Origin of the sequence: Ensifer sp. 4252 (assembly GCF_050434565.1) — a bacterium.
Lineage (GTDB): Bacteria > Pseudomonadota > Alphaproteobacteria > Rhizobiales > Rhizobiaceae > Ensifer.
Genome location: NZ_JBNDIU010000040.1, coordinates 1 through 21,569 on the forward strand (window position 1 = coordinate 1; position 21,569 = coordinate 21,569).

Consider the following 21,569-nt stretch of genomic DNA (forward strand, 5'->3'; position numbering starts at 1 on the left):
CCGGAGCGGCGCTTGAAACAAACGAAACGACCAATAAATGAAGGGGGTCAAATCTTCGTTTCGCCCAAGGGGTCAATTCCTCGCTTCGCTTGACATATGGGGTAGGGCAGTCCATCGGCCTAAGGAGGCGAGCGTGAGTTCGACGCAAAACTGGAGGCACATTTGCATCGACATGCAACGAATGTTCAGTGAGGACACGCCATGGAAGGTCGACTGGATGCCGCAGATCCTGCCGAATGTAGAGGAGATTGCCGGAAGATATCCTGAACGCACCATTTTCACTCGCTTCGTTCCCCCCGAACATGCGCGGGATGCGCCGGGGCGGTGGTCGAAATATTATGCGAAATGGTGGATGATGACGGGCGAACACCTGGCGAAGGAAATGCTTTGCCTACCGGAGCAATTGGCCCGCCTCGTCCCTCCGGCAAAGATCCTTGACAAGCGCATATACTCGCCGTGGCTTGAGGGCCATCTTCATCAAGCGCTTTCTGACGACGGTGTCGGCATATTGGTGCTGACCGGGGGCGAGACCGACGTCTGTGTCCTTGCAACGGTCCTTGGAGCTGTCGATCTCGGTTATGCGGTCGTGCTGGTCGAAGATGCGGTCTGCAGCGGCGCCGACCAGACCCACGATGCCGCCCTTCGCCTGCTTCACGACCGATTTTCTGCACAACTCTCCGTGCGAACGACAGAAGACTTCGTTCACGCGCGGGGAGATGTTCGATCACTTGCAGGATGAAAGGCCGGATCGGGCAGACCTAGCAGACGAGGAATCGTGCGACCGTGTTGGCGGCAGTCGCCAGGTCGCCCACCGCGCATCTGACTGGCTAGCTGACGGACTCCCCAATGGTGTCAGCCATATGTGCCCCTCGCGTTCCCATGGGAAGAGGCGGGCCGGTCGTCGTGTCTCGGGACGTCTGATGTTCCAGTTCGGCGTTGAGTTCAGCACCCACGATCAAGATGCATATCGACAGCCAGATCCACATCAAAAAGCCGACGAGCCCGCCGAATGCGCCGTAGGCAGCACCATAGTCCGCGAATTTCTCAAGATACCAGGAAAACACCAGAGTCATGCAGAGCCACCCCGCGGTCGAAATAGCGGCTCCCCAAGTCAGCCATCGGAGCTTTGCAGGCTCTCTGCTGGGGCCAAAGCGGTAAATCGCCGTCATCCCCAACAATGCCATCACGAGCAACACCGGCCACCGAACCATAAGCGCCAGTGTTTCCTTCCATGGTGCGAGCCAGATAAATTCCAGCACCGCCGGCAGCAGCGCCACGACGCCGATCATGAAGACTGCCGCTATCATCGCGCAGAATGTAAACGCGAGTGCGACGAGGTTTAGCCTCACAAACCCTCGCTTTTCGGTTTCCTCGTAAGCGACGTTCATCGCCTCGAATACCGCCAAAGTGCCGTTGTGCGTGCTCCAGATCGCGGTGGTAAAACCCACGAAGAATGCAATTCCAAGCGTGGTTTCCCGCCGCACAACGAGGGCTTGGAGTTGATCGGCGAGGATGTCGAATGCGCCCGGAGGAAGCACACCCGCCAATTCGCGCAGGTGATCTGAGATTGCAGCAGGATCGGCGATCAGCCCATAGAGGGAAACGAGAGCCGCAAGCGCCGGAAACAAGGCGAGCAGCAGGTAGAAGGTCACTCCGGCGGCGACGAATGCCACCCGATCGTTGGATATCTCATGCACAACTCGCCAAAACACATCGCGCAGGCCTCGCCGAGGGATCTGTTCCGGGGTCATTGCCAACCGCCCACGGGGTTCATTCCCCATAGGTTCTGGATCCCGCAATCGAGCAACCTCTGGCTCGACCATTCCGGTGTGTCTGGAAAAAGTGAGAACGAGGGCCACCAGCGCGACCGCTGCGATTGCCAGCACAGCTGCGGGATCTATCTTCTTGCGTTCCAATGACATCAGAAGCTCCGATGATATCAAAGCTCTAACGCTTGATCCGCCGATTGGATGCATATGAGGGAGTGCCGTTGGCCTCGTATGCACACAGATCGAAATCCATGTGCTTGACTGCTCCCATTCCGGTGCGTCTTGTCTTAAGCCATAGAACCAATTGCCTCAGAGTGTGCCAATATTTGCTGCGCATTGAAGCGTTCGGCCATGGTCTCTAACGAGATCAGGAGACCACACCGCGGCAAGCCCAAGCAACGTTCGCGAATGACCTCTGCCCATCGGGTTGGCCGGCCTGGTAGGCTGAACGAACGGCTGTGTCCACGCGCACCCGATCCGCGCCATCGAGCGAGCACACAAACTTTCCAAGAGGCCCTTCACCCGCCGCTATCGGCGCCCAATAGTCGTTGAAGGTTTGGTAGTCCATGCGCACCATCAGCTGTGTCTCTGCGACATCGACGAGACGCTGGGCGATGAAAGCGCGCTTCATTTCACCCGGCCGCACCATCGGTTGAAAAAAGTACCTGTTGCGCAACTGTCGACCACCCTCGCTCAGCGCCGCCACGGTATCGACCATCATCCGCATTCCCGGCATGCCACCAAAATGGTCCCACACCGCCGCCGCAACCACGCCGCCCGGCCTTACGACCCGGCACATCTCGGCGATCGCCTTGTCCGCCTGGGGCACGAAGTGGAGGACGAGTAGCGCGAAAGCGCGGTCGAAGGATCCGTCTTCGAAGGGAAGGGCACAGGCATCTGCCTGCCCGATCTTGATGCGCGGGTCGGTATTGCGCCGGGCCGCCGCCTCGACGAAGACAGGTGAATAGTCGATTGCCTCGATTGCGCGGAGATCTGCAGCCTTCTGCAGCGCAAAGGTAAGGCTACCCGTTCCGCAGCCGACATCGAGGACCTTCTCCCCATCGGCAATACCCGCGAAATCGATAAACAGAGGCGCGAGCTTTTGGCTCCAGCGGCCCATGAGTTGCTCATAGCCGGCTGCATCGTGAACGTTGAAGCTTGAGGTCATCTAAGCCTCCTTTACGATCAGCCTAATGCTAGTCCGTGAGCGGGTGGTTGCCAAGGCGCGCGACACACCAATTGATCGCCTATCGAGACTGGCAAACGGCAGTTGGTACCGCGTCATGGGTCGGATGCCTTCCCTTCAGCGGCTGAGGTGCGCAGGCCAGTCCACACGGTCCCACTTTCAGGAACTCGGAAGTCATTCCACGAATTCGACAGAGACGCCCGGCTCAACCATGGCGGCCAGCTCCTCCACATCCCAGTTTGCAAGGCGCACGCAGCCATGCGAACCGACCTTGTCGATGAGCGCAGGCTCCGGTGTCCCGTGGATGCCGTATGTCGGCTTCGAAAGATCGATCCACACGGTGCCAACTGGCCCATTTGGCCCACCGGGTATTGTCAGAACCTTCGTGTTGTCGCCCTGCTTGAAGTTGATCCTGGGGTTATAGATATAGGTAGGCATTCGCGCGACGCCCTTGACTTTGTGCCTACCGGACGGTGCAGGTGACTCGGAACTGCCAATTGTTGCGGGATAGACTGCCAGCAGGATGCCGTCGTCGCCATAGGCGTAAAGATGTGCCGTTCGTCTGTTGGCCTCGATACGTTTGACCTTCCCGGTCTTGAACGGGCCTGGAATAGTTACCGATATCGTCTCGCCGACGGCAAAGGAAGCTTGCGGGTTGAGCGCCTTGAGAAGGTCGATGTCCATATGAAAGCGCTCGGACAACTTCTCCGCCACGCTCGTGTAGCCAAGGTGATCCATCTGGGCTTTCTCGCCGTAGTCCTCCGGGATCGTTTGAACCAGGTCGGCCTTATCATCCGTGGTGATCTTGTAGCTCTGAACAACCGGCGAACTGTTGTTGAGACGGGCGATAACTTCCGGATCCAGCTTGCCGTCGGAAGGCAGCCCGTTCATTGCTTCAAAGCCCGCCACCGCTTTGCTGACATTCTCGCCAAAATACCCATCGATCACCCCTGGGGAGGACCCGGCACGGTCCAACAGAACCTGAAGCTGCACAATGGCAGGGTCCGGGTTGGCCGGAGACGTCGAAGACGTTGCGGCTGTTGGAATAGAACCCAGCGATGCTGCGTTGATCGTCTCCGGCAAGAGTTCGGAACTGCTGGCGGGGCCGCAGATCAATGTTGATACCGTAAGTGCTGCAACAAATATGTCTCTGTTCATGCGCTTCAAACGAGTACCGGCACGCATTGTTCCAATCGCCTGCCGGGGTGTAAGATCGCGTCAATTGGCAGGCAGTTGCAATGGTGTGCCCCGGAAGGTTCTGCAACCGGTACCAATGTGATCTGGCCGCCCTACCTGGAATCTGAAATGCCCCGCTCGGGAACGCTCATTGCGGCTGTTAAAGATGGCGCATCCGTTTCGGCAGGAGCCACTGGTGCTGCGGAAACCAGCTTGGCGTACGGGATTTTTGCATCGGAGGTGTAAATGACGAAAGCGAGATACGAGGTTGTCCCCCATGACGGCGGTTGGGCGTACAAGTCGGGCGATGTCTTCTCGGAAACTTTCCCCTCTCATGACGACGCTCTTGAAGCCGCGCGCATTGCCGCGCAGGAACACCAAAGCGCGGGGAAAGACGCGGAAATCGAGTATCAGGACGTAAGCGGGCATTGGCGCCAGGAACATGCCGATGGCGAAGATCGACCCGATACCGAAGTGGTCGATGACAGCAACCATCCAACGGGGCACAAAACCTCATAGAGGATGGACGCGACGGCAATCGCAAATATTCACGGTCATTGGCGCCCCCTCGAAGGTGCCTGATAGCCGGCTAAGAAATTCGCGCACCTGCGCACGTGCTTCGCAAGGTGCGTTTCCGATAACCAACGACCGGCAGCGACAATCCGGAGCTATTCCTGACGCGTCAGGGTGAAGAAATAGGGCCGAGGATCGCGGTGGGCCGACATCATTCCGAATAATTGATCGTCGCCGATCCGTCGAAATCGGTCCGTGATTGGCTGCCGGTCATAGACCATGGCTGCTGAACGCATTCCTTCGAAGTCCTGCATCTCGAGAGTAGCGGTTGGCCCACGCGCCTGTAGGGGGCGTTGCAGGAACCGAAGACAATGACGCGCCAAACGCGTGCGCCCGATCGATCCCAGGCGCAATGCCAATCCCAGGGGGATGTAGGCCGGATCGAGCGCGACCAGTCGACCGGGACCGATTTGAAAAAGAAGCGCATCGGCGCGAAGGTTGGGATGAAAACGCTTGCCAAACCAGCCAAGGTTTTCAAGAACGCCATCCAGGGGGTGGCCCGTTGGCACACCAGACCCGCGCCACAGCCCGACGAGTTCGCGCCTATGGACGGGCGGGAGTTTGCGAAAGCGCGCGAGCGCTTCCGCAACTGTAATGGGCGTGAGATTAATCATGGCGGCAGAGCCATTCTATCCCAAAAGAATCGATGCACGGCTTTCACGGTCACAGGCTGCTTCTGCCGGGGTGTTTGCCGTCAAGCACGCAAGATGGCCTCCCAGAAGGAGGCCATCCTGCACACGATCCGGAGGGATTAAGTTCTAGATCGCTTTTGCGCGTGCACGAATATAACCGCGGAACCGCCGAATTGTTCCATCCAACGACCGGCTCGCAAGGGTGCTCTGCCTAACGACTGGCGTAAAACCTTTCCCGGTTTCGTGGTGACGACCGAAATTTCGCGAAACGACCAATTGATATTATCGTTCCGCCTCTAGTTACCTACGAGGCAACACCTTGGAGGAACTACATGATACGCCATATGCTTTTGCTGACCCTGGTGGCATCTCCAGCTTTTGCCCAATCCAGGGATCTGGAAGCAACATGCGCCACGATCGCAAAAAACTTCCTTTTGACCGATGTGTTGCATCTGGGAATTGTTCAGTCCTTCCCGGAGCTGAAGCCGCCGGGCGTGCGCCTGACCTATTCGACGCGCGCCGACGTGGCAAAATCGGAAATGTCGGACACGTTTGAATGTGAATTCACTGGCGCAAAGCCGCCCTTTGCATTGGTCCGGTTCTGCCAATCGAACACGTGCTACGCGCCGCAGGAGGAGGATGCCGCGCGTAAAAGGCGGTTCGACGAGATGCGCATCCTTTTGGAGCGATCACAAAAATAGCCAGGGAACCGGAACGGCCACTGTTGCCGACGATGCAGTGCCAGGATCATATGGCCGGCGTTTCTTGTTTTAATCCGGCGCGAAATTCCAGCGTAGCGAAGATGCTCGACAATCAAGTCGTTCCGGCCCGGCCGAGCGCGGACATCCTGTGGGGACGACCCGGCTTTCACTTCAGTAGCCGCCGATGATCGGCAGGATCTCGCCAGTGATGTAGCTGGAGCAATGCGGAGAGGCCAGAAACACATAGGCTGGGGCAATTTCCTCGGGCTGCGCTGGTCGTTTCATGGGAACGTTTGCACCGAATTTCGACACATCCGCTGCCTCCTTGTCGCTTGGATTGAGAGGGCTCCACACTGGTCCGGGAGCAACGGCGTTTACCCGAATGCCCTTAGCAACGAGCTGTGAGGCCAGTGCACGCGTGAAGGCGTGAATGCCGCCCTTGGTCATCGAATAGTCAAGCAGGTTTTTTTGACCTTCAAGACCCGTGACCGAGCCGGTGTTGATGATAGCCGAGCCCGGCCGAAGGTGGGGAACGGCAGCCTTGGCCATATGGAAATAGCCATAGAGGTTCGTCTTCAGCGTTTCGTCGAAGTGCTCGTCGCTCAGATCCTCTATCTCATAGGAATGAACCTGGAACGCGGCATTATTGACCAATACGTCAAGCTTGCCGAACTCCGAAACCGCCTGTTCGACAGCCTTCCTGCAAAACTTCGAATTCTTGACATCCCCCTTCAGAACCAGGCAGCGCCGGCCCTCGCGTGCCACGGCCTCTGCTGTCTCCTTGGCATCCTTGTCTTCGTCGAGATGGAGGATGACGACATCAGCTCCTTCCCGTGCAAACAGAACCGCCACCGACCTGCCTATTCCTGAATCGCCACCCGTGATGATGGCGACCTTGTCGAGCAGCTTGTTCGAGCCGAGGTAAAACGGCGCGTCATAAAGGGCAGGCGGCGACAGCTTGGCCTCATCGCCCGGTTTCTTCTGGTGTTGTTTTGGAAAGGGCGGCGCGGGGTATGTTCGCCCACCGGCCTGCATCGCTGTTTCAGCCCTTGGCTTTCCCTTGGCGTCGTCTTCGGCAACTTCTTTCTGGATGGCCCGTTGTTTCGCGGCGGTTACTGATTTTGTCATCGCGAGGTCTCCTTTCACGCTGTGCTTTAGGACAACGCGGGAGCGGGGATTTTGTTTGCCGGTTCAGTCGCTTTGCGAAAATGGGAGCCTAACTGTCGCTAGCGCATTAGACCCGCCGCACGCAACGCGTCTTCGATGGTACGCCGAATGCCGTCTGCGGGACCCCCTTGACGCTGGCTGTCGGCGTTGCGCGACGTAGGGGCCGGAACGTCAATCTTGGCGCCCGGACTTACCTGCCTCAAAGACGGCGCGACAATTCCGAATGACCGTGCAATTTCCTCGGTCGATGAAATGCCGACGTCGAGCATGTAAGGCCCTGCCTGCCCGTAACCGCTTTTGACGTCGATCGGCGTGCCGTGACCCATGCCCTTGATGCGATAGAGCTGGAGGCGTTCCCTGCCGTCGGGGCCAACCCACACCGCGCGTTCGAGCCGCCCTCTGGATGCGTCCGAATGTCCGGCAGCTTTTACCTCGTGAATATCCTGCCACTGCTCCACAATCGCGTCTGCATTGGCGGAACTGACGGTAGCGTCTTGCGTACCATGCCAGACCGAAATCGCCGGCCAAGGACCGTTAGATTTCGAAGCACCTCGGAGCGCCTTTTGAAGAGAATGCCCATCCGGAATACCTTGCGCCCGCATGCGGTCGAACGCCTGGGGTACGGTGCGCGCCGTCCCATAGGGAAGGCCCGCTATGATCGCCCCGGCGGCAAAGACTTCGGGATAGGTCGCCAGCATCACATTGGCCATGGCCCCGCCTGCCGACAGGCCGGTGATATAGACACGACTGCGATCGATGTCGTGGCGCGTCTCGGCGGTCTTGATCATCTGGCGAATTGAAAGAGCTTCGCCTCGATCGCGCGCTATGTCGTTCGGCTGAAACCAGTTGAAGCAAAGATTGGCGTTGTTGCTGCGCGTCTGCTGTGGAAACAAAACGACGAAGCCGTATTCGTCGGCGAGCTTACTCCAGCCCGAGCCCTTGTCATATGTCGCCGCAGTCTGGGTACAACCATGCAATACCACCACGAGTGCCGGCGACACCGTCAGCTTTGCCGGGACATGAATTCTTGCCTCAAGTTCGCCGGGGTTCGTGCCGAAGGCTCCGAACGGGGCCAAACGGCTTTCCCCCTCAAGTCCAGATTGGGTCGGGCGGAAGTGTTTGAGCCGTGCCAGAGTGTCCGATAGGGAGCGCATGGTGGAATACCTCCGGGCCGTAACGGCCAGGATGGCTGTCATAGCGGCCTTGTTCAGCGTCAAAGATGATTGCTGCACTGCACAAGATAATACTGCATTGCACAGTTTCAATGCGTAGCGTGCCTAAATCTATGGTCGCCACACCGTCAGGCGTCTCCGCCTTGCTCGTCGCGCCACCTAGCCCCAGTTAGTCCGTCTGTGGCGTTTGCTGATGCTGCACGAGCCTCCAGTCGTTTTCGCAAGCACAATAGGTCGACGTACAGTAGGCGTGATAGGCCTCCGACTCTCGTCTGTGGGCGAACGCTCGATAGGCCAGGACCATGATATTGTCCGACGGCTGCGCAAAACATCTTTCCTCTATCCTGACCCAATCCCAACGAGGTGATTGTCGGATGCTTTCGATGATTGCGGAGCCCCGAAGGATGCCGACAGGCGCCACGAAAACCATGGTGCAGTCCGGGTGCACAAGATCCCTGTAGGCACTCTCGCCTTCACACCAAAGGCGTTCCTCCATTGTCCAGGCGTCTTCCTTGATCATAACCATCTCCTCGATACGATGAGCGGTAAAATCCTGCGCGCCCGAATTCGGTTCCCCCTGAATGCCGCTTTTTTTCCGCGGATACCTGTCGAGCGACCCTCTGTTGCCTCGAGGACTAGGCTCACCCGCGAGGTTCGCCCACGCATGCTTACGCAGCGCTCGTTGCGCTAAAGCCACCCTGCCTTGCGGAAGCGAACAAACAGCACCGCACAGAGGAAGGCAATTGCCCCCAGAACCGCATAGTAGCCATAGAGCGTGTCGAGTTCGGGCATGTGTTTGAAGTTCACGCCGTAAATGCCCGCAATAGCGGTCGGCACCGCGAGAATCGCGGCCCATGCAGCCAGTTGTCGCGTGATCGTTCCTTGTCTCTGTTGTTCGAGCAGGTTGCTGGCTTCGAACACGGATGTGATGACCTCGCGCAGACCGGCAACCATGCCTTCGACACGTCTGATATGATCGAGCACGTCGCGGAAATATGGTCTGGCGTTGTCGTCGATGCACGGAAGTTCCAGGTGAACCAGTTTGCTGGCGACTTCCGACATCGGGCCGAGAATGCGCTGGAACAGGATGACCTGCCGCCGCAGCCGAAAAATTCGCCTGATTTCATCCCGCTCAAGAAAAGCTACAAGCATGTGTTTTTCCATGCCGAGAACCTTGTCCTCGATCGTCTGAACGATCGGCAGGTAGCCGTCGACAATGAAATCGATCACCGCGTGAAGGACATAGTCAGTACCTCGCGCCAGCAATTGCGGCGATGCCTCAAGCTGTGCACGCAACTCAGTATGACTGCGGGCCGAGCCTTGCCGGACCGTGATGATGTGGTGTCTCCCGACAAAGATCGCCGTCTCGCCGTAGACGATCTTGTCCTTCTCCAAATGGGCCGTCTTGGCGATTACGAACAGTTGCTCGCCATAGACCTCGACCTTGGCAATCTGATTTCCATTGAGCGCATCTTCAACGGCAAGGGGGTGAAGCGCGAACGCCGCCGCAACTGCCGTCATTTCCTCGGGCGTCGGGTCGTGAAGCCCTATCCAGGCGAACTCGTTTTCATCCCTTGCAGGCGGTTGTCCGGAAAGCTCGAGCGTCTCCGCACGCTTTCCGTTGCGATACAAATACGACGCGACGACGCTCATCAATTCGATCCACATTGCGGGGGCCGGAAAAGGCCCGGTGAGATTGGTGCCTGGGACAGGTAACGGTGCGAGAACCTCGCCGGTGCATATCCACCGACCGCAGCAAGGGCAACTGCCTTCGTGCACACCCGACTGCACTGGCAAACCGTTCGATGGGCTGGACAAACGCTGCTCTCACGAACCCGTCTCACGGTTAGGCGCGCCGACAGGCTTGGATTCGGGAGATCCCCGATACCTTAGAAAGATCGAGAGAACGACGATCACTGCCGTTGATAGGAATTCGGACTGCCAGTTCTGAAGAGATTCGAACCAGAATTCTGCGCTGCCAAGATGCTGCACGAATGTCGTTGTGGATTGGCCATGCAGTTGTGCAGTCTCGCTCTCAGCTTTGGCGCTGGAGACAAGATGGAGGACAAAACTCGCAAAGAAAAGGCCGGCGAGGGCAATTCCCAACGAGTAGGCATATAGGAGCTTCACAATACCGCCCGCCTTGACCGGCCACGGCGCCGCTGGATCCTCTTCGCGGGCCGCCAGGGCCTCATCATCAGTGGGGCGATTGTCCGGATCCTTGGATTCGGCAGAACCCCGTTGATAGAGATATGCGGTCAGCACGACATATGCCGACATCTGCAGAAATTCGCTTTCCCAGTTCTCGAAGACGGTGGACAGGAAATGGCCGGTGAGGCCATACTGCGTCAATGTGAGCGCGGGCGATCCGTGGGCCGTCAGCTCGTCATTGGTCGCCAGCCAACCGGCTATGTACATGCCCACAATGGTTATGAGTGTCGCGGTAACGAGAACGATCGTCAGGCCGTTGTCTCGTAGAAATCGCACGTCACGCTCCTCCATCCGGATATGCCACTAACCGCGGCCGCATCAATATGGTTCCGAAATCGCAATCCTCGAGGTCGGATTAAGCGGGCCGACGTGAAAAAAGATGAAAGATGAACTGGCGGCCTCTCCTACGGCTGGCAAGGAGCACCTGCACAAGCAAGGGTCTTCGACGAAAGGTTCCAACGTACGCCCAAACCACCGCAGAGCCACCTTGGCCGGAAGTCAGGTGACGCTTCCAAATGCAGCGCGACGACGCCAGCTACCAAGCCGGCCCAAGCACGGTCCGACGGGGCACATTTCAAGGAACGGTCCGGAGCGGCCGTCGAAGCGGGCCGTAAGTGCGGCAATTGGTCGAGGCTTGGCTTGCGCGCCGCGTCGCGCGCCCAACTCATCGAGACTGCGAATCTCGATCGCCAAAATCAAATCCGCGACGGTTAATCGAGCCACTGGTTCTGAAATGTGAGAGTTGCGATCGAAATGGTTTTGCCAATGTCAGTGCACACCGACACGGAGATTTCAGTGCCGTTGCCGTCCGGCAATTCATCCCGAGGAACATCCACGAGGATGCGGGTGACTTGCTGCATGATCGCGTCGCGCGAACCTAGCTCCAAGCCCTGCTCGTCCAGCGTCTGCCCGTCGCTGTAGTTGAGATCAAAAAAATAGCGCGTCATTGAAGCTCAACCTCCGCTCGAGGAAAAGCCGGAACCACCGTCATTGTTCCTTCAATCCGCCGCAGGGAATGTAGGGTCGACTGGACAGCAACCGCACTCCGCCGTTTTGAAGGAGCCTGCTCTGTTTCGCCATCGTTCGCCGTCAGACAATTCCAGCTGTCTGCCAAATGGTGCTCAATGTGTGGCTTCGCGTGGGGCGGGACCAGGTTTCTCCCCATGCGGGCGCGATAGTCTCCTTTGTTTCTTGCGCTCCAGACTGCGGGCCTGCGCACGGGAGATACGCAACTCGTCCAGACTCGGGTTCCACCAGCCGCGCCCCTTTTCAAAATCATTCGGTCTGTCGCGCGCCGGCCAGGTCGCCACCAGTTCGGACAGCGATGCAAGGCGCCAACGAACCCAGACGAAATCGCGCGGATCGGCTGCAGCATGGGGATAGAACCGCTTGATATCATCCGGATCGGCGATTTCGCCCGCTACCTCGGTTACAATCACCACACCATAGGAAAACGTCATTACGGCCTGACCGATCGGTGGTAGCGCCTCGGCTGGAACCGGATAACGCCGGCGGCGGCGTTCGTCATAGTGCAACTTCGCGCGCTGGTATTTCGGCGAATGTTTTTCCGCCTCCTGCCGGCGCTTGCGCTCGTCAGGTTCGCTCGCGCGCGCAGCTGCCTCTATATCCGCCCATGATCGGCGCAGAGCTTCGTAGGATCGGAACGGCACGCGCCAGGCGCGCATCTCATCATCCCACCGCGCCCAAGGGATAGACCGCAGGCGTGCGACAACCTCCTTGGAATAGGGGGTACGTATTTCGATATCCTGCGCGATCTGCAGGTATTGACTGGTGAGGGGATCGAAAGCGTAGGCATCGCGACCCTTGGCATCTGCATGGGGATCAAGCTTATCCCTTTCGCGGGCGAGCCACTGCGCAATGCGCTTACCGGCGGTCTTGCCCGGTACGAACCAGCTCCGGCGCTCCTCGTTCCAGCGAGCGCGTGGGAATGCCTCGCGGAAGCGCTCCACGGTCTTTCTGTCGTAGGTAAATTCCGCTATCGCGCCGGTAGCGGGCCCATCATCAAACCCTGGTTCGGGCTTCGGCATCGTCGTCACCGTAAATGCTGTTCGCCGAGACTAACGCGCCTGAAAGCAACAGGTTCATTCCCGATGCCGGCATGTCGGCGGGAACATTGGTGAATGCTCGGTGCGGTCTTTCCTATGGAACAACGCGGCGTCTCCACCGTTGGGTGGCATCGCCTTCATGGAAAGGAGACCGTCATGATCGATCATAGCGGCTACGAAAGCGATGACGATGTCGCAAAAGTCGCGGCTGTCGACGAGGCACTGGAGACGGCCGCTCCAGGAAACGATGCCACATTGGCACGACAGGCCCAGCTTGAGACGCTGCGAACAGAAATTGCGAACCTGCGCGAGGAACTCGCCGCAATCGTTGCCGGAACATCCCGATTGGCTGTGACTGAGGCTGTCATCGTTCTTGAAACGACGCAAAACCGGATCAGGGACCACCTTGCCACCGTTCTGATTGCGGCCGGCGCCATAGGATACCTCTGGGGTGCGTCTATCCGACGTCGCTAGCGAGCGCCGGTATCTGACTTCATCCAAGTCCATCGGGCCAGCGGCAAACACATTCCAGCCGACAAGATGATCGGTGGCGGACCGTGGGTTCTTTATGATGCGATCGCGCTTCTGGCATCCAGGCAAGGCTCCGATGAACTTTCCAACGCTGCAGCTCCGCGAGATTTTGTTTCCGATGTTTTTGCCCACTGCAAGTTCATCGCCTATATTGAAAGCAGCATCCCGCTTTTGAGCGTGGCCGCGTTACGCAGGACGCCGACCAGGGCTTGGTTGAGCTTGCAAAGCCAGCCGATGTCGAGAGCCTCCTGAAGAAACTCGGGAGGCTTCGCGTCTGGGCACGGGAGCCGGCAGCCAAGTTCGATTGACGTGCTAAAGATACCCCTCAAACTAGGCCGCCAGATGAGATCTGGCGGCCTAGTTTTGTCAGCAACTATTATTTGCTAATCGCATGCCGCTTAATACCAACCTGAGCTGACATTACGTATTTCCAAAAAGGAAGAACAACAGTGATTTCTCCAGCGTTTTTTGATCGTCACGCTGTTGGCGTTGCCGAGGCTTTGATCGGAACCCTGCTGGAAGTTGATGGCGTCGGCGGCATGATTGTCGAGACAGAAGCCTACACAATGGACGATCCCGCCTCCCACAGCCACAAGGGCCCGACGAAACGAAACGCTTCCATGTTCGGGGCCGCCGGCAATGTCTACGTTTACAGATCCTATGGGCTTCATTGGTGCCTGAACTTCGTCTGCGAAGCGGGCAGCGCTGTGTTGGTCCGGGCGCTCGAGCCGACCATTGGCATCGAAACGATGCGTCGGCGGCGCAGCGCCTCAAGCACCTTCCTCCTTTGCGCCGGCCCGGGGCGACTTTCCCAGGCACTCGCCGTGACGCAGGAACTCGATGGATTATCGCTCTTTTCGGCCCCGTTCCGGCTTTCTGCCGGCTACGGTGCGGTCGAGGTCTGCCGAGGTCCGCGGATCGGCATAAGCAAGGCAGTCGATCTGCCGTGGCGGTTCGGCGCAAAAGGTTCCGCTTATCTGAGCCGCAAGTTTCCAGAGCCGACCCCGTTGCCGGAACTAGGTACGCAAACGTCACTGTCGGTCGATCGAACGGCATGACGGCGGAACATTCCAACGCCGGTTGCATTTCCTCAAAGGTCGCAGGCTGTGCCAAGCGGACGCGATGGGGATGGAGAACATCAGGGTTTTTCCGCTTTCTCCTTTTGGCCAACGAAAAGGCAGTCGAGCTTCTTACCCATCCGGCCTGCGACCGTCCCTTTTAAGCTCGAACTTCCCACGCCCGCACCGCAAATGCTACAGCGCATCATCCGTCATTGCGGATTAACAGGATAGGCTCATGGCAAAACGTTCGGGAAGTGCCGATCTTCCGCTGCATGGCGGGCGCGTGCCCAAGTGGCTCGGAGATCGCATGACCAAGCTCGGCGCCGTCATCACCGAAGCCATCATTCTGCATTACGGTCGAGACGAATTCCTGCGTCGAATGGCACACCCTTTCTGGTTTCAGTCCTTTGGCGCGGTGATGGGCATGGACTGGCACTCTTCTGGCATCACCACCAGCGTCATTGGCGCGCTGAAGCGCGGGCTGGCGCCGATATCCGCGGAGCTTGGAATCCATGTTTGCGGCGGGCGCGGCGCACAGTCGCGCAAGACCCCGGCAGAACTACTCGCGATCGGCGATCGGGTCGGTTTTGACGCGGAGCGTCTTGTGACCACCAGCCGCCTCGTTGCCAAGATCGACAGTGCCGCGGTTCAGGATGGCTTTGATCTCTACCTGCACGGTTTCATCGTTACCGACGACGGACAATGGGTCGTCGTCCAGCAGGGCATGAACGGCGATCAACGCCAGGCCAGGCGCTATCACTGGCTGTCGGAAAACCTGGAGAGCTTTCTCGATTCCCCGCATGCGGCCATCGAAGGAAACACCCAGGGTGTCATTGTCAATCTCGCCGACCGACGGGCGGTGCGATCTCGAGAAGGACAGATCGATCTGCTTGCAAACATGGGGCCTGACCGCATCGTGCGCGAAGCACTCGCCGTCCGACGGGTAAGGCCAGTGGCCGCAAGTGCGCCGGCTCAGCTCTCACTCCCACATCTCATCATGCCGGCTCACCACGACGTTCGGGAAAAGGACGTCAACATGGGCCGTCTGCATGCAGCTCTCGCCTCCGCTGCCGAGCGAGGTCCGAAGGATTTCCAGGAACTGCTTTTGACGCCCGGCGTCGGTGCGCGAACGGTAGAGGCACTGGCCATGGTCGCCGAAGTTGTCCATGGCGCACCTTGCCGTTTTTCCGACCCTGCACGCTTTTCGCTGGCCCACGGCGGCAAGGATCGTCATCCGTTCCCCGTTCCGCTGAAAGTCTATGACGAAACACTCAAGTTGATGAAGTCCGCAGTTTCAAGCGGCAAGCTCGGTCACACGGTAGAACTGGAGGCGCTTCGGCGCCTGGACGAGCAGGCGCGTCGCCTGGAGCATTACGTGACCGGCCCTGATCTGAAAGAAATCGTTGCCGGCGAATTCCGCCGCTCCACCTCACTCGGCGGACGCAGCGTCTTCGGTTGGGAGCCGCCACCAGAGGATCCCGAACCATCGGGAGAGTAGCGGCATGGCGTACCAGATCAAGGCTGCCGCCCCCGTCCACGGATAGAGCCCTCTCGTCATGGCGCTCAGATCTGTACCGGCTTGATCGTTGCCACTGATATGTCGCCTTCCATCAGGCCGCGCACAAGCCCTGGTTTTGCATGCTCGACTTCGATGACCGTATAGAGCTTTTCGTCACGAAACGCGCTTGCATCGAGGGTGCTAACGCCTTCGGCGGGTGCGGCATCGACTTCCATGTAGTCAAGTTCGCAACCGGAGGCGACAACGCGTGCGTCCCCTGACGAGCGGGCGGCCACCAGCACCTCGCCCTGATTGAGCGCATTCTGCCACCGCGGATCTGTGGGTGCGGCGACCGGCACCAGCCGATAGATGTTCAACGTGTCGCCATCTCCGACAAAATCGGTCGATTGGCGCCGCGCATCTGCAAACTGAGCCTTGCTTTCCATCGATCTGCCAAATTCCGTATCGCTCTCGCCGGTGGACTTCGCATCGCCACCACGTTGTACATTGTTGGACATTGTCATCTCCTTCGGCACAGCCGCGGTTGCAGGGGTCAAAATTGCCGTGTCAGGAAAGAAACGGCGCGCCCGGCAACCGGTTCCGTATTTTCGCAAGATCTCACAAGATCTCAATTGCGGCCGTCACGCCAGATCGCAATGCCGACGTCGTCGGCGACGAGAACTGCACCCTTCAACATCGAGGATGTGGCCGCCCGGCTTGCCAACCACTGCGCGTCGCAGCTGTTCGTGCGACCGCCGTGGCGCTGACGATCGGGATGATCAGTTGCAACGGCGAACGCAGCCAACGAGCAAGCGGAACAAAGGACATGTCCGACCGTTAGCAAACGACATCACAGTGGAAGGGTGATTGCGCGCAGCGGCGACCTTTCGGCTGCACGGGCTTCCAGTCCCTTGACCATGAATGACCAGCTTCGGCGTCTTCGCCGAAGCGGCGACTCAATCGAGAGTGGAGCGAAGCCCGCGGAGTAGCAAGGTGAGGCTGAATGTGATCGCCAACAACAGCACAGGAGCAAAGAGCATGCAAGTTGCCCAGATCATGACGAAGAACGTTCACATCGTCAGCCCGGATGATTCCGTGGCCGCGGTCGCCCGCCATATGGCCGACAACGACATCGGGTTTCTCCCCGTGGGACAAAACGACCGGTTGGTCGGCACGATCACCGACAGGGACATCGTCGTGCGGTGCGTGGCCGATGGCCGCAACGGCGATATGACAGTGGCCGAGGTGATGTCCACGAACGTAAAGTACTGCTACGAAGATGAAGAGATCGGCGATGTTGCCCGTAACATGGGCGACATCCAGGTCCGACGACTTCCCGTCCTCAATCGCGACAAAAGGCTGGTGGGCGTTGTGTCTCTCGCAGACGCAGCCCGCGGGGATCCTTCGCTCGCAGGTGCGGGATTGCAGGGCGTTACCACACCCGGCGGCGCCCATAATCAGGAATAGGCTGATGCCTGAAACGCCGGGCTACGAAAAACCTTCCAAGAAGGGCGCAAGCGAGGCATTGCTTCTCGCGAGCCACATTGCCGCGGAGGCCCATGCGGGGCAATTGGACAAGACGGGGCAATCCTATTTCAGCCACTGCCAGCGCGTTGCGAACGCTGTCGACGGGATGGATGCGAAGGTGGTCGCCTATTTACATGATGTTCTGGAGAAGGGACTAGGCTGGACGGCGCAGCGATTGCTGGAGAAAGGGTTCGATCCCGTGATCGTTGGCGCCGTCGTGGCGCTGACGAAAGAACCGGCCGAACCGGAAGCAGCATTTGTGAGGCGCGCGGCGTCAAATACACTTGCTCTACCGGTGAAGCATGCAGATCTCCTGGACAATCTCAAGCAGGCCCTGGCCGCGGGGACCGATACGCAGAAGTACCTCGATGGCCTGCGTATCGTCGAGAAGGAATACGATTACCCCCGGAGTGATCTGTCGCATTGAGTATGACCGCCTGGTGGCCTCAAATGGATTATCGAGCATCTCAAGTGCATTTGCCGCACGCCTGCCGAGGATCTTTCACTTCTTGGCGGTCGTTGGAGCGCGAGTTTTCATCGCCTCATCAAGGTCGACCTTGTAGGGACCATGCTTTGCAAATATCTCGCGCGCCTCCAGCGGGGGGAGGTGGTGTGCCTCGATGAACTCCTCAAGATCGTAGCGCGCGTTCCAACCGCGAACAACGGCGCCGAGGTTTCGTGGGATGTCTGGTAGCGACATGGGGCATCTCCCTTTCAGTTGAGTTCGTAGCCGGCAAAAGAAAGTTGCGAGGCGTCAGGCGAGGGGATATTCGCTCGACGTTCAGTGAAGTCCTTCAGAGCACTCCGGTGGACCCAGCCCTGCCATTCTCACCAGGCGCGCATCGAGCAACGCATGAAGCGCGCAATACATATCCTCGATCGCTTCGAAATCCTTGAGCGTCTCTAGATCCGCGTGACCCTCTTCCATTTCGTCGCCGACGACGGTTTGCGCCTTGACGCAAAGTTCCCCAACCCGTGACCACAGGTGCAGCGCTTCTGCCTTGGCAAGGTCCTCGCGTGACAGGGCCTGCAGGACAACATTCTCGACCGCCATGGCGATCTCTGCCTGCTCGAGGACTACGGCGCGCCAATCCGGCATTCAGACATCCTGTTCTGTTCCAACCGACGTCGAAGATCTGAAGCGCGCTCCTGTTTCCAGCGACGGGTAGCGTCCTTCTTCAAATTAGGCGCAACGGAGCCGAGCGGCAGCGCGCACCGTTGAACCGCTGTCAGTCCTGCCCCACGCGCCGCATGCGCCTGGGCGACAAAAGCAAATTCTGTTTTCCCTATGGATCGAGGAGATGCCGGTAACGGTTGTCATGCATGACGCTCTCCTTCAACCGACTGGCCGACGTCGCACCTCGTCATGCTGATCTTAAGGAGCGCCCTCTTCTGCACGCAATTAACTTTGACATGCCGGGGCAGAAGTAGTGGCCGCAAGCCAGCGCTTCTTGTGACGAAAACGTAATTTTGCTCAATGTCGCTGTTGGTCTATTGGTGTGCAGCGGGCGCGATCTTCGTCGCGCACTTTGGGAACGGCCAGATGATGAGAAGACGCAACATCATTCTCGGAGGCAGCGCCCTTCTGCCAGGAACAAGCGTTGCCTTCCTGTCCGGCAGGAGCGGCGGCGATGCGGTGTCGCGTGACAGCGTCGACTGGACCACTTCGGGGCTGCGAGCCGGCGGGACGGCTGGAGTTCCCGCTGACTTGCCCGATCCGGTGTTTCGCGAGCAGCCCCAATGCGTCACCGCCCTCGCGCAGACCTCGGCGTCACCACCCTCGTGCAGACCTCGGTCCCGCCATACCAATGACGTTCCCATTCGACGCGACGTACGGAGGGCATCAACGGATTGCCCACCCGCATCAGTTTGCGCCTTGTGCGGTCCGAGAACTGCTGTCCGATCGAGGGGGCGGACGTCGAGATTTGGCATGCCGATACTCGCGGCGTCTATTCCGGAAGTGCGGCGTGGATGTGCAATGCGGACGATCAAGACGCCAGCAGCCTTGCTTTTCTGCGAGGCAGGCAGATCAGCCATGGCGACTGCCGTGTGAATTTCCTTAGCCTATATCCCGGCCGGTACAGTGGACGTGCCGTCCACGTCCATTTGCGGATCGTGGTCGAAGGCAGGGAGCTGCTGATCACACAGCCCCTGTTCGATGACGGAGTCAGCGATATCCTCTATCAGGGCCACCCCGACTACGCCGCGCGCCGCAACGCGATACGATGAACGGCGGCGACAGCATTATTTCCGCCGCGGGGGCGCCGGGTTTCATCGTCGACGTCGAGAAGTTCGACACGGCGTCGCGAGCGCGTAGATTCGCTTTACGGACCAATCGCCGAGAGCCTCGAAGGTCTGCGTCTCCCCCCGATCAGGCGAGCCGACCAACATCCTTCAAGACCGCGTAGAGTTCGGCCGCCGCTTCGGTTGCGTCTCGCGCATCGAGCCAGATCGGTCCGATGGCAAGCTCGATGTCTTCCGCATACTTTTCGCCCATGACCAGGCTGACGGTATGCAGGCCGGCGGCCTCGGATGTCGTTGGATTGACGGCAATATGAAAGAAGCCGTTTTGAGTATCTCCCGGCATTTCGTAGACACGGGCCAGATAGCCCTGAAAATCGGCCACGTCGTTGCGCTGCTCAAGCGCCGCGAGCAACGAAGGATGCAGAATCTCGACAGCGATGCCCTGTGGCTCCAGCCAACGAGTACCAGGCTCACTGGCGGTCTCTGCTTCACCTTGGATCCCGGGTTCACTGAACATACTATTTCTCCTCTCGACCAAGGTATGGCAGCGCGTGAACTCGTCAAGCGGGGAGCGGGCAACTGACTTCGTTTTCGACGACGGGACGATCTTGCAGGCGGACGGCACGCTGTCGCCTGCCGCGGGCATCGTCTCAACTGGCGTGCCGTTCCTGGGAAGGCAATGGCGCCACACCGGAATGCTCCGATTCCAGCTTGTCGGCATGTGCCGCCAGATCGGCACTCAGGGCTCTGGCTTGCGCCGCAGTCAGGCCGAACTGAAGTGCGCTCACGTTCGGCGAGGTCGGCCCGTCTGTGAATTCGATCCGCAATCCGATATCGGCATTGTCGCTCAATAGTACTGCACTATTCCAGGCAAGGACTGCAGACATCCTCACACATCCATCGCCATCTCTGTTCCAACCGTCCCACGCCATGGAAGCCTCCACGTTGTAATTGCGTGACTAAAGCAAATCAAAGACAAGTTGTCGATACAAGGCCCATATCTGGCTATTTGCGAAACGGATCGGGTAGTCTGCGTGTCCTGCCTTCTCGATCCGACGACAGCGGATCCGACCTCGACGCGAGCAGAGAGTTGGAACCAAAAGGAGGTCCATCGGGTTTGAGATTGATTTTCTCAGGGCAAAAGCCGTGGCAGCACGACCAATGGCGGCGCCTATGTGTCGATATGCAAAGAATGTTCCATGAAGACACGCCGTGGCACGCGCCATGGATGGAACGTATCCTGCCCAATGTGGTCGAGGTTGCCGCCCGCTACGCAAAAGCCTGTTCACGCGCATGCCGTCTTTGCATTCACAGCAGGCGGTGGGAAGCTTGCGCGGATATGGCGAGAAGTGGTGAATGATGACCTGCGAACTTCTGCCGCCGGAAATAGCGCGAACTTTTGACAAACGGGCCTACTCGCCTTGGCTAGATGGAAGGCTTCACGCCCACTTGACACTGCAGAACGTTTCCCGACTGCTCGTCAGCGGCGGTGAAAGGATGTTTGCGTCCTTGCCACCGTAAATGGCGCGATAGATCTCGGATACCAGGTCCTCCTTCTGAGCGATGCACTCTGCAGTGGGCAGACGAAACCAACGACCGCGTCCTTGCGGCTCGTGCGTGAGCGCTTCTCCGTCCAACTCGAAGTTTGCGCCACTTTCTGGAAGACCAAGGACACTAGGGACACCGGCGACAGCAGGGCCGTTCTTGTTGGTGTGGTGGCAAGCCGGGACGGCCAAAGGGGCAAGACAAGGATCGTCGACGCTGGTCTTCTCGCGTCCCATCAACTCCGGCGTTCCCAAATGAGCTCCCGACAGAGCGTAGCTTTGTTAGAGACCTTACGCTTCACGCCGGGCAATGCAGCCGTATTTGCAAGGCAGTCAGAGTGAATCCCTGCGCTCGTAACCAATTGAATCTACGGCGAGGTTTCTCCAACCGGAAATCAACTCATCGTTTGCTTCCGCCACCCCGGTCATCTCCCGTATTCTACCGGTTAGGTCAGATTGAATGTTGGGGCTATCTACCACCCTCAAGACGTCGTCCTCGGGAAGCAAAGTA

Annotated in this window: 24 protein-coding genes and 1 pseudogene; 10 read left to right on the forward strand and 15 right to left on the reverse strand. The window is 58.7% G+C overall.

Features of this window, described 5'->3' with window-relative positions; genetic code table 11:
• Window positions 1-133: 133 nt before the first annotated feature.
• The gene (locus tag ABIE33_RS34155) at window positions 134-739 is read left to right on the forward strand and encodes a cysteine hydrolase (RefSeq protein ID WP_429133335.1); all 606 of its coding nucleotides are present in this window, start codon (window positions 134-136) and stop codon (window positions 737-739) included.
• Between the two features lie 88 nt (window positions 740-827).
• Here the strand turns inward: ABIE33_RS34155 and ABIE33_RS34160 are convergent, their stop codons facing one another.
• The 3 genes from ABIE33_RS34160 to ABIE33_RS34170 form a co-directional block, all read right to left on the reverse strand.
• A complete protein-coding gene (locus ABIE33_RS34160; protein WP_429133337.1) occupies window positions 828-1,922 on the reverse strand; it encodes a YihY/virulence factor BrkB family protein in 1,095 nt (364 codons plus the stop codon).
• A 214-nt stretch (window positions 1,923-2,136) separates the two neighbouring features.
• Window positions 2,137-2,937, reverse strand: a complete 801-nt coding sequence (locus ABIE33_RS34165; RefSeq protein ID WP_429133339.1) for a class I SAM-dependent methyltransferase — start codon at window positions 2,935-2,937, stop codon at window positions 2,137-2,139.
• 192 nt (window positions 2,938-3,129) lie between these two features.
• The gene (locus tag ABIE33_RS34170; protein ID WP_429133341.1) at window positions 3,130-4,140 is read right to left on the reverse strand and encodes a L,D-transpeptidase family protein; all 1,011 of its coding nucleotides are present in this window, start codon (window positions 4,138-4,140) and stop codon (window positions 3,130-3,132) included.
• A gap of 237 nt (window positions 4,141-4,377) precedes the next feature.
• Between ABIE33_RS34170 and ABIE33_RS34175 the strand changes: the two genes are divergently transcribed.
• The gene (locus ABIE33_RS34175; protein ID WP_429133343.1) at window positions 4,378-4,650 is read left to right on the forward strand and encodes a DUF2188 domain-containing protein; all 273 of its coding nucleotides are present in this window, start codon (window positions 4,378-4,380) and stop codon (window positions 4,648-4,650) included.
• A gap of 149 nt (window positions 4,651-4,799) precedes the next feature.
• Here the strand turns inward: ABIE33_RS34175 and ABIE33_RS34180 are convergent, their stop codons facing one another.
• Window positions 4,800-5,318, reverse strand: a complete 519-nt coding sequence (locus tag ABIE33_RS34180) for a DUF4334 domain-containing protein (RefSeq protein ID WP_429133345.1) — start codon at window positions 5,316-5,318, stop codon at window positions 4,800-4,802.
• A 350-nt stretch (window positions 5,319-5,668) separates the two neighbouring features.
• On the opposite strand from ABIE33_RS34180, the gene ABIE33_RS34185 reads away from it, so the two are divergent.
• Window positions 5,669-6,037 carry a hypothetical protein gene (locus tag ABIE33_RS34185; RefSeq protein ID WP_429133347.1) on the forward strand — a complete coding sequence of 123 codons (369 nt, stop codon included), beginning with the start codon at window positions 5,669-5,671 and terminating at the stop codon, window positions 6,035-6,037.
• A gap of 171 nt (window positions 6,038-6,208) precedes the next feature.
• Here the strand turns inward: ABIE33_RS34185 and ABIE33_RS34190 are convergent, their stop codons facing one another.
• The 6 genes from ABIE33_RS34190 to ABIE33_RS34215 form a co-directional block, all read right to left on the reverse strand.
• On the reverse strand, window positions 6,209-7,165 hold the full coding sequence (locus ABIE33_RS34190) for an SDR family oxidoreductase (protein ID WP_429133348.1): 957 nt from the start codon (window positions 7,163-7,165) through the stop codon (window positions 6,209-6,211).
• A 98-nt stretch (window positions 7,166-7,263) separates the two neighbouring features.
• Complete coding sequence (locus ABIE33_RS34195; protein ID WP_429133378.1) at window positions 7,264-8,358, reverse strand: extracellular catalytic domain type 1 short-chain-length polyhydroxyalkanoate depolymerase; 1,095 nt, start codon at window positions 8,356-8,358, stop codon at window positions 7,264-7,266.
• Window positions 8,359-9,063: 705 nt separating this feature from the next.
• Window positions 9,064-10,029, reverse strand: a complete 966-nt coding sequence (locus ABIE33_RS34200; protein ID WP_429133350.1) for a magnesium and cobalt transport protein CorA — start codon at window positions 10,027-10,029, stop codon at window positions 9,064-9,066.
• 174 nt (window positions 10,030-10,203) lie between these two features.
• A complete protein-coding gene (locus ABIE33_RS34205; RefSeq protein WP_429133380.1) occupies window positions 10,204-10,863 on the reverse strand; it encodes a DUF6766 family protein in 660 nt (219 codons plus the stop codon).
• A gap of 434 nt (window positions 10,864-11,297) precedes the next feature.
• Complete coding sequence (locus ABIE33_RS34210) at window positions 11,298-11,534, reverse strand: DUF6894 family protein (protein WP_429133352.1); 237 nt, start codon at window positions 11,532-11,534, stop codon at window positions 11,298-11,300.
• A gap of 174 nt (window positions 11,535-11,708) precedes the next feature.
• The gene (locus tag ABIE33_RS34215; protein WP_429133354.1) at window positions 11,709-12,635 is read right to left on the reverse strand and encodes a hypothetical protein; all 927 of its coding nucleotides are present in this window, start codon (window positions 12,633-12,635) and stop codon (window positions 11,709-11,711) included.
• 174 nt (window positions 12,636-12,809) lie between these two features.
• Between ABIE33_RS34215 and ABIE33_RS34220 the strand changes: the two genes are divergently transcribed.
• The 3 genes from ABIE33_RS34220 (at window position 12,810) to ABIE33_RS34230 (ending at window position 15,743) form a co-directional block, all read left to right on the forward strand.
• Window positions 12,810-13,127, forward strand: coding sequence for a hypothetical protein (locus tag ABIE33_RS34220; protein WP_429133355.1), 318 nt, complete (start codon window positions 12,810-12,812; stop codon window positions 13,125-13,127).
• A gap of 509 nt (window positions 13,128-13,636) precedes the next feature.
• Window positions 13,637-14,242: a DNA-3-methyladenine glycosylase gene (locus ABIE33_RS34225; RefSeq protein ID WP_429133382.1), complete on the forward strand. Its 606-nt coding sequence runs from the start codon at window positions 13,637-13,639 to the stop codon at window positions 14,240-14,242.
• A gap of 238 nt (window positions 14,243-14,480) precedes the next feature.
• Window positions 14,481-15,743: a DUF763 domain-containing protein gene (locus tag ABIE33_RS34230; protein ID WP_429133357.1), complete on the forward strand. Its 1,263-nt coding sequence runs from the start codon at window positions 14,481-14,483 to the stop codon at window positions 15,741-15,743.
• A gap of 65 nt (window positions 15,744-15,808) precedes the next feature.
• Here ABIE33_RS34230 and ABIE33_RS34235 read toward each other — a convergent pair whose 3' ends face one another.
• On the reverse strand, window positions 15,809-16,261 hold the full coding sequence (locus ABIE33_RS34235; protein WP_429133358.1) for a hypothetical protein: 453 nt from the start codon (window positions 16,259-16,261) through the stop codon (window positions 15,809-15,811).
• A 520-nt stretch (window positions 16,262-16,781) separates the two neighbouring features.
• On the opposite strand from ABIE33_RS34235, the gene ABIE33_RS34240 reads away from it, so the two are divergent.
• Together ABIE33_RS34240 and ABIE33_RS34245 are read left to right on the forward strand one after the other, a co-directional pair.
• Entirely contained in the window at window positions 16,782-17,210 is a 429-nt protein-coding gene (locus ABIE33_RS34240; RefSeq protein WP_429133384.1) for a CBS domain-containing protein, read from the forward strand.
• Between the two features lie 4 nt (window positions 17,211-17,214).
• Window positions 17,215-17,697, forward strand: coding sequence for an HD domain-containing protein (locus ABIE33_RS34245; protein ID WP_429133360.1), 483 nt, complete (start codon window positions 17,215-17,217; stop codon window positions 17,695-17,697).
• 75 nt (window positions 17,698-17,772) lie between these two features.
• On the opposite strand, the gene ABIE33_RS34250 is transcribed toward ABIE33_RS34245, so the two are convergent.
• Window positions 17,773-17,970 carry a hypothetical protein gene (locus ABIE33_RS34250; protein WP_429133362.1) on the reverse strand — a complete coding sequence of 66 codons (198 nt, stop codon included), beginning with the start codon at window positions 17,968-17,970 and terminating at the stop codon, window positions 17,773-17,775.
• Between the two features lie 81 nt (window positions 17,971-18,051).
• Window positions 18,052-18,369: a hypothetical protein gene (locus ABIE33_RS34255; RefSeq protein ID WP_429133363.1), complete on the reverse strand. Its 318-nt coding sequence runs from the start codon at window positions 18,367-18,369 to the stop codon at window positions 18,052-18,054.
• A gap of 752 nt (window positions 18,370-19,121) precedes the next feature.
• On the opposite strand from ABIE33_RS34255, the gene ABIE33_RS34260 reads away from it, so the two are divergent.
• A complete protein-coding gene (locus tag ABIE33_RS34260; RefSeq protein WP_429133365.1) occupies window positions 19,122-19,499 on the forward strand; it encodes a hypothetical protein in 378 nt (125 codons plus the stop codon).
• Between the two features lie 142 nt (window positions 19,500-19,641).
• Here the strand turns inward: ABIE33_RS34260 and ABIE33_RS34265 are convergent, their stop codons facing one another.
• The gene (locus ABIE33_RS34265; RefSeq protein WP_429133366.1) at window positions 19,642-20,160 is read right to left on the reverse strand and encodes a hypothetical protein; all 519 of its coding nucleotides are present in this window, start codon (window positions 20,158-20,160) and stop codon (window positions 19,642-19,644) included.
• A 4-nt stretch (window positions 20,161-20,164) separates the two neighbouring features.
• Window positions 20,165-20,365, reverse strand: coding sequence for a hypothetical protein (locus tag ABIE33_RS34270; RefSeq protein ID WP_429133368.1), 201 nt, complete (start codon window positions 20,363-20,365; stop codon window positions 20,165-20,167).
• 332 nt (window positions 20,366-20,697) lie between these two features.
• Between ABIE33_RS34270 and ABIE33_RS34275 the strand changes: the two are divergent.
• A pseudogene (locus tag ABIE33_RS34275) lies at window positions 20,698-21,169 on the forward strand (cysteine hydrolase family protein); the annotation flags it as partial.
• Between the last annotated feature and the right edge of the window lie 400 nt (window positions 21,170-21,569).

Excerpts from the sequence above, each read along its gene's own strand:
- ABIE33_RS34210 (WP_429133352.1), bottom strand. The coding sequence starts at position 11,534 with ATGACGCGCTATTTTTTTGATCTCAACTACAGCGACGGGCAGACGCTG.
- ABIE33_RS34175 (WP_429133343.1), top strand. The coding sequence starts at position 4,378 with ATGACGAAAGCGAGATACGAGGTTGTCCCCCATGACGGCGGTTGGGCG.
- ABIE33_RS34250 (WP_429133362.1), bottom strand. The coding sequence starts at position 17,970 with ATGTCGCTACCAGACATCCCACGAAACCTCGGCGCCGTTGTTCGCGGT.
- ABIE33_RS34245 (WP_429133360.1), top strand. The coding sequence starts at position 17,215 with ATGCCTGAAACGCCGGGCTACGAAAAACCTTCCAAGAAGGGCGCAAGC.
- ABIE33_RS34235 (WP_429133358.1), bottom strand. The coding sequence starts at position 16,261 with ATGTCCAACAATGTACAACGTGGTGGCGATGCGAAGTCCACCGGCGAG.
- ABIE33_RS34190 (WP_429133348.1), bottom strand. The coding sequence starts at position 7,165 with ATGACAAAATCAGTAACCGCCGCGAAACAACGGGCCATCCAGAAAGAA.
- ABIE33_RS34255 (WP_429133363.1), bottom strand. The coding sequence starts at position 18,369 with ATGCCGGATTGGCGCGCCGTAGTCCTCGAGCAGGCAGAGATCGCCATG.
- ABIE33_RS34240 (WP_429133384.1), top strand. The coding sequence starts at position 16,782 with ATGCAAGTTGCCCAGATCATGACGAAGAACGTTCACATCGTCAGCCCG.
- ABIE33_RS34200 (WP_429133350.1), bottom strand. The coding sequence starts at position 10,029 with ATGAGCGTCGTCGCGTCGTATTTGTATCGCAACGGAAAGCGTGCGGAG.
- ABIE33_RS34185 (WP_429133347.1), top strand. The coding sequence starts at position 5,669 with ATGATACGCCATATGCTTTTGCTGACCCTGGTGGCATCTCCAGCTTTT.
- ABIE33_RS34160 (WP_429133337.1), bottom strand. The coding sequence starts at position 1,922 with ATGTCATTGGAACGCAAGAAGATAGATCCCGCAGCTGTGCTGGCAATC.
- ABIE33_RS34265 (WP_429133366.1), bottom strand. The coding sequence starts at position 20,160 with ATGCCCGCGGCAGGCGACAGCGTGCCGTCCGCCTGCAAGATCGTCCCG.
- ABIE33_RS34215 (WP_429133354.1), bottom strand. The coding sequence starts at position 12,635 with ATGCCGAAGCCCGAACCAGGGTTTGATGATGGGCCCGCTACCGGCGCG.
- ABIE33_RS34180 (WP_429133345.1), bottom strand. The coding sequence starts at position 5,318 with ATGATTAATCTCACGCCCATTACAGTTGCGGAAGCGCTCGCGCGCTTT.
- ABIE33_RS34165 (WP_429133339.1), bottom strand. The coding sequence starts at position 2,937 with ATGACCTCAAGCTTCAACGTTCACGATGCAGCCGGCTATGAGCAACTC.
- ABIE33_RS34170 (WP_429133341.1), bottom strand. The coding sequence starts at position 4,140 with ATGCGTGCCGGTACTCGTTTGAAGCGCATGAACAGAGACATATTTGTT.
- ABIE33_RS34230 (WP_429133357.1), top strand. The coding sequence starts at position 14,481 with ATGGCAAAACGTTCGGGAAGTGCCGATCTTCCGCTGCATGGCGGGCGC.
- ABIE33_RS34195 (WP_429133378.1), bottom strand. The coding sequence starts at position 8,358 with ATGCGCTCCCTATCGGACACTCTGGCACGGCTCAAACACTTCCGCCCG.
- ABIE33_RS34220 (WP_429133355.1), top strand. The coding sequence starts at position 12,810 with ATGATCGATCATAGCGGCTACGAAAGCGATGACGATGTCGCAAAAGTC.